This is a genomic window from Nonomuraea rhodomycinica (genome assembly GCF_013363995.1).
Lineage (GTDB): Bacteria > Actinomycetota > Actinomycetes > Streptosporangiales > Streptosporangiaceae > Nonomuraea > Nonomuraea rhodomycinica.
In genome coordinates this window covers 87,820-104,397 of sequence record NZ_JABWGO010000010.1, presented here as the reverse complement: position 1 = coordinate 104,397, position 16,578 = coordinate 87,820, and the positions used below count along the sequence as shown (strand labels likewise).

The 16,578-nt window shown below is 72.8% G+C and carries 15 protein-coding genes; 10 read left to right on the top strand and 5 right to left on the bottom strand.

All coding sequences use genetic code 11. The features are described 5' to 3' along the window. The first annotated feature begins 9 nt into the window (after nucleotides 1-9). The 3 genes from HT134_RS32445 (at nucleotide 10) to HT134_RS32435 (ending at nucleotide 2,377) form a co-directional block, all read left to right on the top strand. On the top strand, nucleotides 10-669 hold the full coding sequence (locus HT134_RS32445) for a response regulator transcription factor (RefSeq protein ID WP_175604293.1): 660 nt from the start codon (nucleotides 10-12) through the stop codon (nucleotides 667-669). Between the two features lie 80 nt (nucleotides 670-749). After that, nucleotides 750-1,640, top strand: coding sequence for an ABC transporter ATP-binding protein (locus tag HT134_RS32440; protein WP_175604292.1), 891 nt, complete (start codon nucleotides 750-752; stop codon nucleotides 1,638-1,640). Further along, entirely contained in the window at nucleotides 1,637-2,377 is a 741-nt protein-coding gene (locus HT134_RS32435) for an ABC transporter permease subunit (protein ID WP_175604291.1), read from the top strand. The genes HT134_RS32440 and HT134_RS32435 overlap by 4 nt, the downstream gene beginning before the upstream one ends. 16 nt (nucleotides 2,378-2,393) lie before the next feature. Here the strand turns inward: HT134_RS32435 and HT134_RS32430 are convergent, their stop codons facing one another. The 5 genes from HT134_RS32430 to HT134_RS32410 form a co-directional block, all read right to left on the bottom strand. Then, nucleotides 2,394-3,578 carry an ABC transporter permease gene (locus HT134_RS32430; RefSeq protein ID WP_175604290.1) on the bottom strand — a complete coding sequence of 395 codons (1,185 nt, stop codon included), beginning with the start codon at nucleotides 3,576-3,578 and terminating at the stop codon, nucleotides 2,394-2,396. After that, entirely contained in the window at nucleotides 3,575-4,285 is a 711-nt protein-coding gene (locus HT134_RS32425) for an ABC transporter ATP-binding protein (protein ID WP_175604289.1), read from the bottom strand. The genes HT134_RS32430 and HT134_RS32425 overlap by 4 nt, the downstream gene beginning before the upstream one ends. Then, nucleotides 4,282-5,661 carry an efflux RND transporter periplasmic adaptor subunit gene (locus tag HT134_RS32420; protein WP_175604288.1) on the bottom strand — a complete coding sequence of 460 codons (1,380 nt, stop codon included), beginning with the start codon at nucleotides 5,659-5,661 and terminating at the stop codon, nucleotides 4,282-4,284. The genes HT134_RS32425 and HT134_RS32420 overlap by 4 nt, the downstream gene beginning before the upstream one ends. A 69-nt stretch (nucleotides 5,662-5,730) precedes the next feature. Beyond that, nucleotides 5,731-6,525, bottom strand: a complete 795-nt coding sequence (proC, locus tag HT134_RS32415; RefSeq protein ID WP_175604287.1) for a pyrroline-5-carboxylate reductase — start codon at nucleotides 6,523-6,525, stop codon at nucleotides 5,731-5,733. 44 nt (nucleotides 6,526-6,569) lie between these two features. Then, a complete protein-coding gene (locus HT134_RS32410; protein ID WP_175604286.1) occupies nucleotides 6,570-7,460 on the bottom strand; it encodes a proline dehydrogenase family protein in 891 nt (296 codons plus the stop codon). 119 nt (nucleotides 7,461-7,579) lie between these two features. Here HT134_RS32410 and HT134_RS32405 point away from each other — a divergent pair, with 119 nt between their 5' ends. From HT134_RS32405 to HT134_RS32375, 7 genes are all read left to right on the top strand, one after another. Then, nucleotides 7,580-8,050: a hypothetical protein gene (locus tag HT134_RS32405; RefSeq protein ID WP_217708647.1), complete on the top strand. Its 471-nt coding sequence runs from the start codon at nucleotides 7,580-7,582 to the stop codon at nucleotides 8,048-8,050. Between the two features lie 202 nt (nucleotides 8,051-8,252). After that, entirely contained in the window at nucleotides 8,253-10,127 is a 1,875-nt protein-coding gene (gene dnaK / locus HT134_RS32400) for a molecular chaperone DnaK (protein WP_175604285.1), read from the top strand. Next, entirely contained in the window at nucleotides 10,127-10,756 is a 630-nt protein-coding gene (grpE, locus tag HT134_RS32395) for a nucleotide exchange factor GrpE (RefSeq protein WP_175604284.1), read from the top strand. Before dnaK ends, grpE begins: the two co-directional genes overlap by 1 nt. 44 nt (nucleotides 10,757-10,800) lie before the next feature. Beyond that, nucleotides 10,801-11,985, top strand: a complete 1,185-nt coding sequence (gene dnaJ, locus HT134_RS32390; protein WP_175604283.1) for a molecular chaperone DnaJ — start codon at nucleotides 10,801-10,803, stop codon at nucleotides 11,983-11,985. 3 nt (nucleotides 11,986-11,988) lie between these two features. Further along, nucleotides 11,989-12,339, top strand: coding sequence for a heat shock protein transcriptional repressor HspR (locus HT134_RS32385; protein ID WP_175604282.1), 351 nt, complete (start codon nucleotides 11,989-11,991; stop codon nucleotides 12,337-12,339). Nucleotides 12,340-12,343: 4 nt separating this feature from the next. After that, nucleotides 12,344-14,914 carry an ATP-dependent chaperone ClpB gene (gene clpB / locus HT134_RS32380; protein WP_175604281.1) on the top strand — a complete coding sequence of 857 codons (2,571 nt, stop codon included), beginning with the start codon at nucleotides 12,344-12,346 and terminating at the stop codon, nucleotides 14,912-14,914. A gap of 1,237 nt (nucleotides 14,915-16,151) precedes the next feature. Beyond that, nucleotides 16,152-16,568: a hypothetical protein gene (locus HT134_RS32375; protein ID WP_175604280.1), complete on the top strand. Its 417-nt coding sequence runs from the start codon at nucleotides 16,152-16,154 to the stop codon at nucleotides 16,566-16,568. Nucleotides 16,569-16,578: the final 10 nt, after the last annotated feature.

Sequence of the window (16,578 nt, the reverse complement as noted above, 5' to 3'; positions counted from 1 at the left end):
GGAACCGGCATGATCGCGGTGTTGCTGGCGGACGACCACGCGCTGGTGCGCATGGGCTTCCGGCTCATGCTGGACGCCCAGCCGGACATGACCGTGGTCGGCGAGGCCGCCGACGGCGAGGAGGCGGTCGAGCAGAGCCGGCGGCTGCGGCCCGACGTGGTGCTGATGGACCTGCACATGCCCGGCCTCGACGGGGTGCGCGCCACCGAGCTGATCACCGACGAGCTGCCCGGGGTGCGGGTGCTCGCACTCAGCACGTTCGACCTGGACGAGAACGTCGTGGCCGCGCTGCGCGCCGGGGCCAACGGCTTCCTGCCCAAGGACGTCTCCCCGGAGGAGCTGGTCGAGGGGGTGCGCGTGGTCCACCGGGGCGAGTCGGCCGTGGCGCCGCGGCTGCTGACCCGCCTCATCGGCACGTTCGTCCGCGCCGCCCGCCCGCGCCGCCCCGGCCGCCGCTCCCCCCTGTCCGGGCTCACCGACCGGGAGCGCGAGATCCTCGCGCTGATCGGGCGCGGCCACTCCAACGGCGAGATCGCCGCCGACCTGGGCGTCTCCCCCTCGACCGTGAAGAACCACGTCACCAGCCTGTTCGGCAAGCTCGGCGTCAGGGACCGCGCCCAGGCGGTCATCGCCGCCTACGAGTCAGGGATGATCACACCAGGAGAGTAGGACCGCGCTCCCAGGGCGCGCGCCCGCGAACGGTCCTCCGGCAGGAGGATCGCGCGCCGTCGCGCCGCCAGGCTGGGGACATGACCGCGATACGCGCGACGAACCTGACCAAACGCTACGGCCGGACCGTCGCCGTGGCAGACCTCTCCTTCGACGTCGAGCCCGGACGGGTGACCGGCTTCCTCGGGCCGAACGGCGCCGGCAAGTCGACGACCATGCGGATGATCCTCGGCCTCGACCGTCCCACCGGCGGATCGGTCCTCGTGGACGGCGTGCCGTACCGGGACCTGCGTCACCCGCTGCGCAAGGTGGGCGCGCTGCTGGACGCCAAGGCCGTCCACGGCGGGCGCAGCGCCCGCGACCACCTGCTGGCCATCGCCCAGAGCAACGCCATCCCGGCGGGCCGGGTCATGGAGGTGCTGGAGACCGTGGGGCTGCGCGAGGTGGCCCGCAAGCGGATCGGCGGGTTCTCCCTCGGCATGTCCCAGCGGCTCGGCATCGCCGCCGCGCTCCTCGGCGACCCCGAGATCCTCATCTTCGACGAGCCGGTCAACGGGCTCGACCCCGACGGGATCCTGTGGATCCGCACCTTCATGCGCCGGCTCGCCGCCGAGGGGCGGGCGGTGTTCGTCTCCAGCCACCTCATGAGCGAGATGGCGCAGACCGCCGACCACCTCGTCGTCATCGGCAAGGGCCGGCTGATCGCCGACACGGGTGTGGCGGAGTTCATCGGGCGCAGCTCGCAGGCGTACGTACGGGTGCGCTCGCCCCGGCTGGCCGAGGTGGCCGAGCTGGTCAAGGTCGGCGAGCTGCACCCGGACCACCTGCGCGTGACGGCGATGACGCCGCTGGAGATCGGCACCCTCACCGCCCGCGCCGGCCTGCCGCTGGAGGAGCTGACGCTCGTGCGGCCGTCGCTGGAGGCCGCCTACATGGAGCTCACCAAGGACAGCCTGGAGTACTCGTCATGATCGACGTCATCCGTTCGGAATGGACCAAGCTGCGCTCGGTCCGCTCGACCATGTGGACGCTCGGCACCGCCGTGCTGTTCATGCTCGCCATCGGCATCCTGATGTCGATCGCGGTGAAGCGCTCCGCCACGGGCCCGGTGCCGTCCGTCGAGGCCACCGGGATCAGCCTGAGCGGCTACTCCTTCGCCGCGCTGGCCGTCGCCGCGCTGGGCGCGCTGGTCGTGACCAGTGAGTACCGCACGGGCGCCATCCGGGTGTCCTACATGGCGGTGCCGAGGCGGCTGCGGCTGCTGGCCGGGAAGCTGGTGGTGTTCACGGCCGTGGCCCTGGCGGCGTGCATGGCGGCCTCCTTCGCCACGTTCTTCGTCGGCCAGGCCATCCTCGGCGGGGCCTCGCTCGGCGACCCCGGCGTGCTGCGCACGGTCACCGGCACCGGCCTCTTCCTGACGGCGTGCGGCCTGTTCGGGCTGGCGCTCGGCGCCCTGGTCCGGCACACGCCCGGCGCGATCGTCTCGGCCATCGGGCTGATCCTCGTGCTGCCGCAGGTCACCCGCATGCTGCCCGGCGAGTGGGGCAGGACGGTGAACGACTGGTTCACCTCCAACGCCGGGGTTCAGGTGGCGTTCCCGACGGCGTCCAGCTCGCTCGGACCGTGGAGCGGGTTCGCCGTCTACCTCGGCTGGATCACGGTCACGCTGGCCGTCGCCTGCGTCCTGACGCTGCGCCGCGACGCCTGACCACGCAATCGGCCGGTCATTCGGCGCGGAGCGCGACCACGGGGTCCAGGCGGCCCGCCCTCCGCGCCGGCGCCACGCCGAAGAACACCCCCACCACGGCCGACACGCCGAACGCCAGCGCGATCGACCACCACGTGATCGTGGCCGGGACCTCCGTGAACGACCGGATCGCCACCGCGCCGCCCACGCCCAGCACGATGCCGATCGCGCCGCCGATCGTGGTCAGCAGCACCGCCTCGATGAGGAACTGGGCCAGCACGTCACGCTGGCGGGCGCCGAGCGCCTTGCGCAGCCCGATCTCCTTGGTCCGCTCCCGCACGCTGACCAGCATGATGTTGGACACGCCGACCCCGCCCACCAGCAGGGAGATCCCGGCGATGGCCGCGAGCACGCCGGTCAGCATGCCGAGCACGCTGCCGATCGTGCCGAGGAGCTGGGTCTGGGTGACCGCGGAGAACTTCTCGCCCGGGTACCGCTCGGTGAGCGCCGCCACGACCCTGCCCTGCAGCGCCTCCACCTCCTCCGGCCCCGACGCGCCCACGGCCAGCCCGTTGACCCGGTCGACGCCGAGCATGCGCTGCGCCGTCGTCACCGGCACGTGGACCTCCTGGTCGCGGGAGAGACCGAACGTCTGCCCCACCGTGGCGTACACGCCGACCACCCGGAACCGCGCCCCGGCGATCGAGACCTGCCGTCCCACCGGGTCCACGTCGCCGAACATCCGCGCCGCCACCTCGGAGCCGAGCACGGCCACCCGGCGCCGCGTGTCGACGTCGGTCTCGCTCAGGTGGCGTCCCTTGGCGAGGGGCCGCTGGAAGACGTTCGTGAGGTTCTGGTCGGTGCCGATGATCGTCACGAACGCCTCCGTACGGCCCACCCGCACGGTCTCCCCCGACTGCAGCGACACGGTCACCTTGGCCGGGTCGCCCACCACCCGCCGCACGTAGGCCACGTCGGCCAGGCTCAGCCGGCTCTGCGTGGGCGCGGCGCCCACGGTGAGCTGCCCGGGCACGACCAGGATGATGTTGGTGCCGAGGCCGGAGATCTGCTTCTCCACGGCGTCCTTGGCGCCCGTGCCGACCGAGACGAGGACGACCACGGCCAGCACGCCGATGATGACGCCCAGCATGGTCAGGGCGCTGCGCAGCCGGTTGACCCGCAGCGCCTCCAGTGCCATGACGAACGACTCGCGCCCCCTCACGGCCCTCCCCCCGCCCCCGTGTCCAGCTCGATGCGCCCGTCGCGGACGTGGATCTGGCGGCGCGCGTGCGCGGCCACCTCCGGCTCGTGGGTGACCAGGACGACGGCGACCCCGCTCTCGGCGTTGAGCCGGTCGAGGATCGCCATGACCTCCGTGCCGTTGCGCGTGTCCAGGTTGCCCGTGGGCTCGTCGGCGAGCAGCACCTTGGGCTCGCCCACCAGCGCCCGGGCGATGGCGACCCGCTGCTGCTCGCCGCCGGACATCTGCGACGGGCGGTGCCCCATCCGGTGGCCGAGCCCGACCGACTCCAGCGCCGTCCTGGCCCGTTCGCGCCGCTCGGCCCGGCCGACGCCCCAGTAGACGAGCGGCAGGGCGACGTTGTCGAGGGCGGTGGTCCTGGCCAGCAGGTGGAAGGACTGGAAGACGAAGCCGATCGTCCGGTTGCGCAGCTCCGCCAGCCGCGTGTCGGACAGGCCGGACATCTCCACCCCGTTGATCCGCAGCACGCCGGAGGTGGGGCGGTCGAGGCAGCCGAGCAGGTGCATGAGCGTCGACTTGCCGGAGCCCGACGGCCCGACGATGGCCGCGAACTCCCCCTGACCGATCCGCAGCGACACGCCCCGCAGCGCCTCGACGGACACGCCGTCCAGGTCGTAGCGGCGGGTGAGGTCCACGGCCTCGATCGCGGGCGGTGCCGGGGCCGTCATGGCAGGCGCTGGCCCGGCCGTACGGAGTCGGCGCCCTTGACCACGACCCGCTCGCCGACCGACAGCCCGTTCAGCACCTCGACCACCGCCTCGCCCTGGGCGCCGAGCTTGACCACGCGGCGCTCGGCCACCCCGCCGCGCACGGCCCAGACGACGCTCTCGCGCCCGCTGGAGACGATCGCGGACGCCGGGACCGACACGGCCGAGGACGACTCGCGCACGGTCAGCCGCGCCACCGCGCTCATGCCCGGCTTGGGCGTGGGCGCCTCGCCGCCGTCGTCGAACGTCCCCGCGCCGAGCGAGAGCTGCACCGGGTAGCTGACGCCGCCCGTCGTGCCCTCCTTCGGGGTGACGCCGACGCCGGTGACGCGGCCCGGGTAGCCGGCGCCGGGGACGGCGTCGAGCTCCACCGTGGCCTTGGTGCCCTTCCTGACCAGCAGGACGTCGGTCTCGTCGATGTCGGCGGACAGCGTCAGCCTCGACACGTCGGTGACGGTCACGAGCGGGTCGCCGGCCGACACGGGGACCCCGGTCGCCACGGGGGTGCCCGCCCCGCCGGACCCGGTGGACGGCAGCGACGGGAGCTGCTGGCCGCCGCCGGGGAGCCGGCTCAGCAGCCCGTCCAGGCCGCCCGAGCCGCCGCCGCCCGAGGCGCGGCCCAGGGTGACCACCCCGGAGAACGGGGCCCTGATCGCCAGCGACGCGACCGTGCCCTCGGCCGCCTTGACCGCGGCCTTCGCCTGGGTGCGCGAGGCCGCCTGGAGCGAGGCCATGGAGCCGGCCAGGCCGCTGAACCCGCTGGTCACCCCCGACAGCACGCTGTTGATCGACCGGTTGAGCTGCGCGGTGATCGAGGCCAGGGCCCTGGTCTGCGCCCGGTGCTGCGCCTCGGCCAGGTCGATGGCCCCGAGGAGCTGCTTGCGGGCCTGGGCGTCGCGGATCCTGCGCGCCTCCTTGCGGGCCCGGGCGAAGTGCCTGCTGACCTTGGCGTCGAAGGCGCGGGTGTCGAAGGAGGCGAGCCGCACCTGCGGGCTCGCCAGGCGCGGGGCGGCCGGCGAGGCCAGCCTGGCCGCCTGGCGGGCCTGCTTGAGCTGGTCCTCCGCCTGCGGGGAGCGGATCCTGGCCAGCAGCTCGCCCTTGCGGACCTGTTCGCCCTCGCGGACGTACAGCTTGGCCAGCGTGCCCGGGGCGGGGGCGCGCAGGGTCGCCGTGGCGCGGGCGCCGACCGTGGCCGGGGCCTCGACGACCTCGGTGACCGGGGCGCGCCGGACGTCGGCCAGCTCGACGCCGGCCGGCTCGTCCGAGGTGCAGCCGCCGACGGCGACCAGCAGGAGCAACGGGACGAGCAGCGGGGGGATGCCGCGACGGATCGTCACCCGATTCATCGTAGGGACAGGGGTTCCCGCGTCCCCGATCAGGGGCCCCGCCGGGCGGCGGGAGGCGCCTCAGCCCGAGGCCAGCTCACGGCCGCGGTCGCGGGCGGCCTCGATGGCGGCCAGGAACGCGGCGCGCACGCTGTGCCGTTCGAGCTCGGCGATCGCGGCGATGGTGGTGCCGCCCGGCGAGGTGACGGCCTCGCGCAGGATCACCGGGTGCTCGCCCGAGTCGCGCAGCATCACGGCCGCGCCCACGATCGACTGGGTCACCATGTCGAGGGCCGCGGCCCGCGGCATGCCGAGCAGGATGCCCGCGTCGACCATGGCCTCGACGAGGTAGAAGAAGTAGGCGGGCCCGGAGCCCGACAGCGCGGTCGCCGCGTCCTGCTGGGCCTCGGGGATGCGCAGCACCTTGCCGACGGGGCTGAGCAGCTCCTCGGTGCGCCGCAGGTGCTCCTCGCCCGCGTGGGCGCCCGCCGAGATGACGCTCATCGCCTCGTCGAAGCGGATCGGCGTGTTGGACATGACGCGGACCACCGGCACCTCGACGCCGAGGCGCTGCTCGACGAACCCGGTGGTGATGCCGGCCGCCGCCGTGATCACCAGCCGGTCGGCCGGGACGTAGGGGGCGATCTCGGCCAGCAGCGTCGCCATGTCCTGCGGCTTGACGGCCAGGATGAGCGTGTCGGCCGCCTTGGCGGCCTCGGAGTTGGACAGCGTGCGCACGCCGTACGTCTCGCGCAGCCCGCGCGCCCGCTCGGGCCTGCGCGTGGTCGCCACGACGTCGTCGGGCTGGACGCCCGCCCGCAGCAGCCCGGACAGCAGGGCCTCGCCCATCTTGCCGGTGCCCAGAATCGCGATCACGTCACACCTCCGTCCAGCAGCCTACCGGCCGCCGGACCGGCGGCTCAGCGGCGCCCGGCCAGGGAGCGCAGGAAGAAGGTCAGGTTGCGGGGGCGCTCGGCCAGGCGGCGCATGAGGTACGGGTACCAGTCGGCGCCGTAGGGCACGTAGACGCGCATCTGGGCGCCGAGGCGGGCCAGGCGCTCCTGCTCGGCGGGGCGCACGCCGTACAGCATCTGGAACTCGAACCCGGAGTGGTCGCGCCCGTGGAGCACGGCGAGCGCCGAGGCGATTTCGATCAGCCGGGGGTCGTGCGTGGCGACCATCGGGTAGCCGGCGCCGGCCATGAGGACCTTGAGGCAGCGCACGTACGCGCGGTCGATGTCGGCCGGCGCGGTGAGCGCGCCCGGCGCGGTGTAGGCGCCCTTGCACAGCCGCACCCGGGCGCCCTCGGCCTCGGCCAGCCGGGCGCAGCGCTCCAGCGCGCCGGGAAGGTACGACTGGATGACCACGCCGACCGAGGGGTGCTCCTTGAGCAGGGTGGCGTGCACCGAGTGGAGCCCGCCGATCGTGTCGTGCTCCTCGGCGTCGAGCGTGAGCGTGATGCCGCGCTCGGCGGCGTGCTCGCAGATCGTGGCGGCGTTGTCGAGCGCGGCCTGCTCGGACAGGCGCAGGCCGAGCGCGGTCAGCTTGACCGACACGTCGGCGCCCTCGGGCAGCAGGGCGAGCAGCGCGAGGTACTCCCGCACGACGCCCTCCGCCTGCGCCCGGTCGCCGACCTCCTCACCCAGGTGGTCGACGGTGACGAGCAGGCCCTCATGGGTGAGGCGGGCCACGACGGCCGCCACGTCGCCGGCGACGTAGCGCCCGACCACGTCACGGGTCAGCCGGGAGGTGGAGACGACCCGCTCGACGCGGTCGCTCCTGGAGGCCGCGAGCAGCACCTGACGAAGCACATCTCCACCCTAGCCCGCCACCCCGCGCCCCGCCGGACCGCCGTCGCGCGGCCCGCCGCCCACGCGTGCGGGCCTGCCTTGAACCCGGCGGGCCCGGCGTCCGTCGTAGGGGTATGCGGATGTTGCAAGCGACTCTTCTGGCCGGCTGCGTCGTGCTCGCGATGGGCTGCGGCACGGCGACGCCCGCGGGGCAGGCCGGCTCGCCCACCACCGGAGGGCAGGCCGCCTCTCCCGCTCCCCCCACCCCCGCCTCCGCCTCGGCGGTGACCAGCCCGCCCAAGGGCCCCAAGCCGGTCAAGCCCACGGGCGACGCGGTGAACGTGCGCAAGGTCCCCTGGCAGAAGGCCAAGCCGGTCGCCAAGGGCCGCGCCGTCCAGCTCGTGTGGTCGTCGGGCGTCGAGCCCTGCACGGTCCTCGACCGCGTGAAGGTCAAGGAGACCGGGAAGACCGTGACGATCACTCTGTACGAGGGCGCGTCCCCCAAGGCCAAGAACGTGGCCTGCATCATGATCGCCATCGAGAAGACCACGACGGTCAAGCTCAAGACGCCGCTCGGCCACCGGAGGATCGTGGACGGCGCCAAGCGCTGACCGGCGGCTCCCGGAGCCGAAACCCGCCCCGCCCCGGCACGGCCCTCCGTGCCGGGGCACTTTTGTGCGCGGGGAAGCGTTCGGTGGGAATGCGGGGCGGGTCATCTAGGTTGAGTCGAGTAGGCTCAAGGCGTTTGACAAAGCCTCACGGCATTCGTAGCTTGAGTCTGACCGACTCAACTTTGACTACAAGGACGTACTCATGGCACGTGCGGTAGGTATCGACCTTGGGACGACCAACTCCGTCGTCTCGATCCTCGAGGGCGGTGAGCCCACCGTCATCGCCAACGCGCAGGGCTCGCGGACCACGCCGTCCGTGGTCGCCTTCGCGAAGAACGGCGAAGTCCTGGTCGGTGAGGTCGCCAAGCGGCAGGCCGTCACCAACGTGGACCGCACCATCCGCTCCGTCAAGCGCGAGATGGGCACCAACTGGTCCCAGGAGATCGACGGCAAGAAGTTCTCCCCGCAGCAGATCAGCGCGTTCGTCCTGCAGAAGCTCAAGCAGGACGCCGAGGCCTACCTGGGCGAGAAGATCACCGACGCCGTGATCACCGTCCCGGCCTACTTCAACGACGCCCAGCGCCAGGCCACCAAGGAGGCCGGCACCATCGCGGGCCTCAACGTGCTGCGCATCATCAACGAGCCCACCGCCGCGGCCCTCGCGTACGGGCTCGACAAGGAGCAGGACCAGACGATCCTGGTCTTCGACCTCGGCGGCGGCACCTTCGACGTGTCCCTGCTCGACGTCGGCCAGGAGGACGGCCACGGCTTCGTCGAGGTGAAGGCCACCTCCGGCGACAACCACCTCGGTGGCGACGACTGGGACCAGCGCGTCGTCGACGAGCTGGTCAAGCGCTTCCAGAACGCCCACGGCGTCGACCTGTCCAAGGACAAGATGGCTCTGCAGCGCCTGCGCGAGGCCGCGGAGAAGGCGAAGATCGAGCTGTCCAGCCAGTCCGAGACCACCATCAACCTGCCCTACATCACGGCTTCCTCCGAGGGCCCGCTGCACCTCGACGAGAAGCTGACCCGCGCCGAGTTCCAGCGTCTGACCGCCGACCTGCTCGAGCGGACCAAGGGCCCGTTCCACCAGGTCATCAAGGACGCCGGCATCAAGGTCTCCGACATCGCCCACGTGGTGCTCGTCGGCGGCTCGACCCGCATGCCCGCCGTCACCGAGCTGGTCAGGGAGCTGACCGGCGGCAAGGAGCCCAACAAGGGCGTCAACCCGGACGAGGTCGTCGCCATCGGCGCCGCCCTGCAGGCCGGCGTGCTCAAGGGCGAGGTCAAGGACGTCCTGCTGCTCGACGTGACGCCGCTGTCCCTCGGCATCGAGACCAAGGGCGGCATCTTCACCAAGATCATCGAGCGCAACACGACGATCCCGACCAAGCGCTCCGAGGTCTTCACCACGGCCGAGGACAACCAGCCGTCGGTGCAGATCCAGGTCTTCCAGGGTGAGCGCGAGATCGCCTCGTACAACAAGAAGCTCGCCACGTTCGAGCTGACCGGCATCGCGCCGGCGCCGCGCGGCATCCCGCAGATCGAGGTCACCTTCGACATCGACGCCAACGGCATCGTCAACGTCTCCGCCAAGGACCTGGGCACGGGCAAGGAGCAGTCGATGACGATCACCGGCGGCTCCGCGCTGCCGAAGGACGACATCGAGCGGATGATGCGCGAGGCCGAGTCGTACGCCGAGGAGGACAAGAAGCGCCGCGAGGAGGCCGAGGTCCGCAACAACGCCGACGGGCTCGCCTACCAGACGGAGAAGTTCCTCCGCGAGAACGACGACAAGGTCCCGGCCGACATCAAGGCCGAGGTCAACGACGCGCTCGGCGACCTGAAGAAGGCGCTGGAGGGCACCGACACCGACACGATCCGCACCTCCGCCGAGAAGCTCGCCACCGTCAGCCAGAAGATGGGTTCGGCGATCTACGCCCAGAGCCAGCAGCAGGCCGGCGGCGAGGGCGCTCCGCAGGGCGCCGCGTCCGGCGACGGCCAGCAGCAGAAGGCCGACGACGACGTCGTCGAGGCCGAGATCGTCGATGACGACCAGCCGAAGAAGGACCAGTGATGCCGCCGCGCGACAACGGGCACGAGCACGGTGAGCCGGTGATCCGCGACAACCGCAAGATCGACCCGGAGACGGGGCTGCCGCGCGTCAGGCCGGAGGCCGGGGGCGACTCCCAGGCCCCGACCGACCAGGCGCCGGCCCCCGAGCGCGCCGGGTCGGTGGCCGACGGCGAGCTGGAGGCCCAGCTCGCCGAGCGGACCGCCGACCTCCAGCGCCTCCAGGCCGAGTACACCAACTACCGCAGGCGCGTCGAGCGTGACCGCGTCGCGGTACGCGAGCAGGCGGTCGCGGGCGCGCTCATGGAGCTGCTGCCCGTGCTCGACGACATCGGCCGGGCCCGCGACCACGGCGAGCTGACCGGTGGCTTCGCGAAGGTGGCCGAGTCCCTGGAGGCCGCGGTCACCAAGCTCGGGCTCGCCCCGTTCGGCCAGAAGGGCGACCCCTTCGACCCGACCGTCCACGAGGCGCTGATGCACAGCTACTCGCCGGACGTGACCGAGCCGACCGCGATCGAGGTCCTTCAGCCCGGCTACCGCATGGGTGACCGGGTCCTGCGGCCGGCCCGCGTGGCCGTGGCCGAGCCCGAGGACGCCCCTCCGGCGTCCGACAGCGCCGCTGACGGCGACTGACTACGGCACGACAACTCAACCGATCAAGGGACGAAGGGCAGTAGATGAGCACCAAGGACTACCTGGAGAAGGACTACTACGCCGTCCTTGGTGTGCCCAAGTCCGCCACCGCCGACGAGATCAAGAAGGCGTACCGGAAGCTGGCCAGGCAGTACCACCCGGACACCAACCACGGCGACACCGCCAAGGAGACCAAGTTCAAGGAGGTCTCGGAGGCGTACAACGTGCTGTCCGACAGCAAGCGCCGCAAGGAGTACGACGAGGCGCGCACGCTGTTCGGCTCGGGTGTCGGCGGCCAGCGGCCCGGCGGTGGCGGGTTCTCGTTCGACTTCGGCGACCTCTTCGGCGGCACGGCCGGTCAGCAGACCGGCCACGGCGCCGGAGAGCGGCTCGGCGACCTGTTCGGCGGGCTGTTCAACCGCGGGGGCGGCGCCGGGACGACCCGCACCACCAGCGCCACCCGGCCGCGCCGCGGTCAGGACATCGAGTCCGAGGTCACGCTCACGTTCACCGAGGCGATCGAGGGCACCACGGTGTCCCTGCGGCTCACCAGCTCGGCCGCCTGCGGGGCGTGCAGCGGCACGGGAGCCAAGGCGGGCACCACCCCGCGGGTCTGTCCCACCTGTGAGGGCACCGGCGCGGCCAGCCGCAACCTCGGCAGCTTCGCCTTCTCCGAGCCATGCCGCGACTGCAAGGGCCGCGGCCTGATCGTGGACGACCCGTGCCCCGTGTGCGAGGGCAGCGGCCGGGCCAAGAGCACGCGCACCATCCAGGCGCGCATTCCCGCGGGGGTGGCCGACGGCCAGCGGGTCAGGCTCAAGGGCAAGGGCGCACCGGGTGAGAACGGCGGACCCGCCGGCGACCTGTACATCCTCACCCACGTCAAGCCGCACGCGGTCTTCGGCCGCCAGGGCGACAACCTGACGATCACCGTGCCGGTGACGTTCACGGAGGCCGCGCTGGGCGCCGAGATCAAGGTGCCGATCCTCAAGGGGATGCCGGTGACGCTGCGCATCCCGCCGGGCACGCCCAACGGGCGCACGTTCCGGGTCCGGGGCAGAGGCGCCGCGCACAAGGACGGCACCAAGGGCGACCTGCTCGCCACCGTCGAGGTGCTCGTCCCGCAGAGCCTGGACGACAAGTCGCGGGAGCTGCTGACCGAGTTCGGCACCGCGACGGCGGGTGAGGACCCGCGAGCTGATCTCATTCAGAGAGCCAGAAGCGAGTAGCCGATGGACGCCAACTATTTCGACCTGTCAGACGACACGCCCGTCTACGTGATCTCGGTGGCCGCACAGCTGTCGGGGCTGCACCCCCAGACGCTGCGGCAGTACGACCGGCTGGGGCTGGTCTGCCCGGGGCGTACGGCGGGGCGCGGCCGCCTCTACTCCACCCGCGACATCCTCCAGCTGCGCGAGGTCCAGCGGCTCTCCCAGGAGGAGGGCATCAACCTCGCCGGCATCAAGCGGATCCTGGAGCTGGAGAACGAGGCACTGCGGCTGCGCGAAGAGGTTCACCGCCTGCGCGCCGAGATGCAGATGGTCAAGGCGCTGATCCGCTACGAGCTGCCACCGGGGGCCTAGGAACATGGACTACAAGTTCACCCAGAAGAGCCAGGAGGCGCTGGCGGGCGCCATGCGGCGCGCCGCCGCCGAGGGTCATCCCGAGATCTCCCCGGCTCACGTGCTGACCACGCTGCTCGGCCAGACGGGCGGCACCGCGGTCCCGCTGCTCGACGCCGTGGGCGCCGACTGGAAGGCCGTGCGCGCCAAGGCCGAGGAGATGCTGGCGGCGCTGCCCAAGGCGCAGGGCTCCACCGTGAGCGCGCCGACGAGCTCGCGCCAGCTCCTCACCGTCATCAACACCGCGGCGCAGCGCGCCAAGCGGCTGGAGGACGAGTACGTCTCCACCGAGCACCTGCTGGTGGGCCTGGCCACCGACGGCGGCCAGGTCGCCGAGCTGCTGAAGTCGCAGGGCGCCACGCCGCAGGCGCTGCTCGACGCGTTCGAGAAGGTGCGCGGCCACGCCCGCGTCACCAGCGAGACGCCCGAGGACACCTACCAGGCGCTGGAGAAGTACGGCGTCGACCTGACCGAGCGCGCCCGCAGCGGCCGGCTGGACCCGGTCATCGGCCGCGACTCCGAGATCCGCCGCGTCGTGCAGGTGCTGTCGCGGCGCACCAAGAACAACCCGGTGCTGATCGGCGAGCCCGGCGTCGGCAAGACCGCCGTCGTCGAGGGCCTCGCCCAGCGCATCGTCGCCGGCGACGTGCCCGAGTCGCTGCGCAACAAGCGGCTCATCTCGCTCGACCTGGGCGCGATGGTGGCGGGCGCGAAGTACCGCGGCGAGTTCGAGGAGCGGCTGAAGGCCGTGCTGTCCGAGATCAAGGAGAGCGACGGCCAGATCGTCACCTTCATCGACGAGCTGCACACGGTCGTCGGCGCGGGGGCCGCCGAGGGCGCGATGGACGCGGGCAACATGCTCAAGCCCATGCTGGCCCGCGGCGAGCTGCGCATGATCGGCGCGACGACGCTCGACGAGTACCGCGAGCGCATCGAGAAGGACCCGGCGCTGGAGCGCCGCTTCCAGCAGGTGTACGTCGGCGAGCCCACGGTCGAGGACACCATCGCGATCCTGCGCGGGCTGAAGGGCCGCTACGAGGCCCACCACCAGGTGCAGATCGCCGACAGCGCGCTGGTGGCCGCCGCCGCCCTGTCCGACCGCTACATCACCAGCCGGTTCCTGCCGGACAAGGCCATCGACCTGGTCGACGAGGCCGCCTCGCGGCTGCGCATGGAGATCGACTCCCGTCCCGTGGAGATCGACCAGCTCCAGCGCAACGTCGACCGGATGAAGATGGAGGAGCTGGCCCTCTCCAAGGAGACCGACGACGCCTCGCTCCAGCGGCTGGAGCGGCTGCGCAAGGAGCTGGCCGACCGGCAGGAGGAGCTGAACTCCCTCGTCGGCCGCTGGGAGCGCGAGAAGGCCGGCCTGAACAAGGTCGGCGAGCTGAAGAAGCAGCTCGACGAGGCGCGCGGCGCGGCCGAGCGGGCCCAGCGCGACGGCGACTTCGAGGCGGCGTCCCGGCTCATGTACGCCGAGGTGCCGCGGCTGGAGCAGGAGCTGCGCGAGGCGTCCGAGGCCGCCCAGCCGGACGACGCCATGGTCAAGGAGGAGGTCGGCCCCGACGACATCGCCGAGGTCATCTCGTCCTGGACGGGCATCCCGGCCGGCCGCCTGATGGAGGCCGAGACGGCCAAGCTGCTGCGCATGGAGGAGGAGCTGGCCACGCGGCTCGTCGGGCAGCGGCAGGCCGTGCAGGCCGTGTCCGACGCGGTGCGGCGCAGCCGGGCCGGGATCGCCGACCCCGACCGGCCGACCGGGTCGTTCCTGTTCCTCGGTCCCACGGGCGTCGGCAAGACCGAGCTGGCCAAGGCGCTGGCGGAGTTCCTGTTCGACGACGAGCGGGCGATGACCCGCATCGACATGAGCGAGTACTCCGAGAAGCACAGCGTCGCCCGGCTCGTCGGGGCGCCTCCGGGCTACGTCGGCTACGAGGAGGGCGGCCAGCTCACCGAGGCGGTGCGGCGCCGGCCGTACACCGTGGTGCTGCTGGACGAGGTCGAGAAGGCCCATCCCGAGGTCTTCGACATCCTGCTCCAGGTGCTCGACGACGGGCGGCTCACCGACGGTCAGGGCCGCACGGTCGACTTCCGCAACACGATCCTGATCCTCACCTCCAACCTGGGCTCCCAGTTCCTGGTGGATCCGACGCTGGAGGGCGACGCCAAGCGCGAGGCCGTGATGGGCGCGGTCCGCGGCGCCTTCAAGCCGGAGTTCCTGAACCGGCTCGACGACGTGATCCTGTTCGACGCGCTCGGCACGGAGGAGCTGGCCCAGATCGTCGACCTCCAGGTCGAGCGGCTGGCGCGGCGCCTGTCGGACCGCAGGCTGGCCCTGGAGGTCACGCCGGCGGCCCGCGAGTGGCTCGCGCTCACGGGCTACGACCCGCTGTACGGCGCGCGTCCGCTGCGCCGGCTGGTCCAGTCGGCGATCGGCGACAAGCTCGCCAAGGCGGTGCTGTCGGGCGAGATCGTGGACGGGGACAAGGTGCTGGTGGACCTCGGCGACGACGAGCTGACCATCAAGCGCGCCTGACGCGAGATCGACGAGGCCCCGGGGCCCGGCTTCACGGCTGGGCTCCGGGGCTTTCGCATACACGCCTACGGACTGGGCCCCGGGTGTCTGGTGGCACGGCCCAGGGGTGCTCGACGGCGCGGTTCGGAGGCGTCTGGTGACACGACCGCCGGGTATCGGGTGCGCAGCCGGGGGGTGTCCGGTGGCGCGGCCTGAGGGTGTCCGGCGGCACGGCCTGAGGGCGTCCGGAGGCGCGGCCTGGGGGTGTCCGGCGGCGCGAGCCGGAGGGAGGGTGGCGCGGCGGGGTGTTGCGAGACACGGCCGGAGTAAGGACTGGCCCACCGTTCGGCCAAGCGGGCCACGCGGCGGCGTTCGGCTGGCTAGCTTCGGCCTTCGTCCGGGACTCCGCCGGCTACGGCCCGAGCAGCCGTGCGGGCCCGGCCCGAGAAGGCCGCCCGGGCGCCGTCCGGGCACCCGTGACAACGAGGACGCCCGCCCCGGTGCGAGCGCCCGCGAGGGCGAAGCCGCCCGGCACCGCCCGAACCCCCGCGAGGGCGAAGGCGCCCGGTGTCGCGCGAACGCGCGAGGGTGTCCGGCACCGTGCGAGCGCCCACGAGGACGCCCGGCGTCGTCCGAGCCCGTATCGACGAGAGGACGTGCAGTGTCGAACCCAGCGCCATCACGGCGATCCCCGTCATCCCCGCCGTCTCCACCATTCGCGTCATTGGTGTCATTCGCGCCATCCCGGCGAGTGCCCTCCTCCGCACCATCGGTGCCATCCGCGCCATCCCGGCGAGCTCCCTCACCTGCACCCCCCGCGCCATCCGCGCCATCCCGGCGAGTCCCCTCATCTGCGCCATCCGCGCCATCCCGGCGATCGGCCTCATCCCCATCGCCGACGCCAACGAGGCGATCGGCGCCATCCCCGTCACTCGGGTCAGCGGCGCCGTCCCGGTGGTCCCTGTCATCCGGTTCGTCCCGGCCATGTCCCGGCTTCCGGGCCGCCGTCGCGGCGGCCACGCTGAGCGCCGGTGTCATCTGGATCGCCGCCGCCCCCTCCCCGGCCCTGGCCCGCGACCGGGCCGCAGGCATCGCCGCCGCCCAGGCCCTGACCCATGCCCACACCGGAGCAATCGCCGCCGCCCCTTCCCCCACCCCCGCCCTTGCCCACGCCGGGGACGAGGGGGACGCCTCCGCGGTCGTGGCCCGGACGGCGGAGCGTCTCGGGCTCACCGGGCCGCGGGGAGCCGGCTCCCCCATGGTCACGCCGGACGTGACGGCCACGACCGCGGGCATGCCGGTGGCGCCTCCGGGCGCGCGCAACCCGTCCGGACTGTCCGACGTGTCGTCGATGGCCACGGCCCCCGACCTGCCCGGCCTGCCCGCGGTCCCCGCCCGTCCCGCCCGGACGTTCGACGGGGTCGCCGTCTGGGGCGGAGGAGGCGCCTCGCCGTCCGCCCGGCGCCAGGACGCGCAGGAGAGCACGGAACGGGCGCGCAGCCGCCCGGACGCCGTCACCCCGGCGGAGCGGCCGCGCAACGGCGCCGCCCGCCTGGCCGAGCCCCGCTCCTCCTCCGTACGCGAGCCACGCGCGGGCCACCCGGGCCACCCGGGCCGCCCGGCGGGCGACGTGGACGAGGTGGGCACGCTCCTCCCCGGCCTGGCCCTGAACTGACCTTCTGTTA

Coding starts and splice junctions, on each gene's coding strand:
- HT134_RS32445 (WP_175604293.1), top strand. CDS start 10: ATGATCGCGGTGTTGCTGGCGGACGACCACGCGCTGGTGCGCATGGGC.
- HT134_RS32440 (WP_175604292.1), top strand. CDS start 750: ATGACCGCGATACGCGCGACGAACCTGACCAAACGCTACGGCCGGACC.
- HT134_RS32435 (WP_175604291.1), top strand. CDS start 1,637: ATGATCGACGTCATCCGTTCGGAATGGACCAAGCTGCGCTCGGTCCGC.
- HT134_RS32425 (WP_175604289.1), bottom strand. CDS start 4,285: ATGACGGCCCCGGCACCGCCCGCGATCGAGGCCGTGGACCTCACCCGC.
- HT134_RS32405 (WP_217708647.1), top strand. CDS start 7,580: ATGTTGCAAGCGACTCTTCTGGCCGGCTGCGTCGTGCTCGCGATGGGC.
- dnaK (WP_175604285.1), top strand. CDS start 8,253: ATGGCACGTGCGGTAGGTATCGACCTTGGGACGACCAACTCCGTCGTC.
- grpE (WP_175604284.1), top strand. CDS start 10,127: ATGCCGCCGCGCGACAACGGGCACGAGCACGGTGAGCCGGTGATCCGC.
- dnaJ (WP_175604283.1), top strand. CDS start 10,801: ATGAGCACCAAGGACTACCTGGAGAAGGACTACTACGCCGTCCTTGGT.
- HT134_RS32385 (WP_175604282.1), top strand. CDS start 11,989: ATGGACGCCAACTATTTCGACCTGTCAGACGACACGCCCGTCTACGTG.
- clpB (WP_175604281.1), top strand. CDS start 12,344: ATGGACTACAAGTTCACCCAGAAGAGCCAGGAGGCGCTGGCGGGCGCC.
- HT134_RS32375 (WP_175604280.1), top strand. CDS start 16,152: ATGGTCACGCCGGACGTGACGGCCACGACCGCGGGCATGCCGGTGGCG.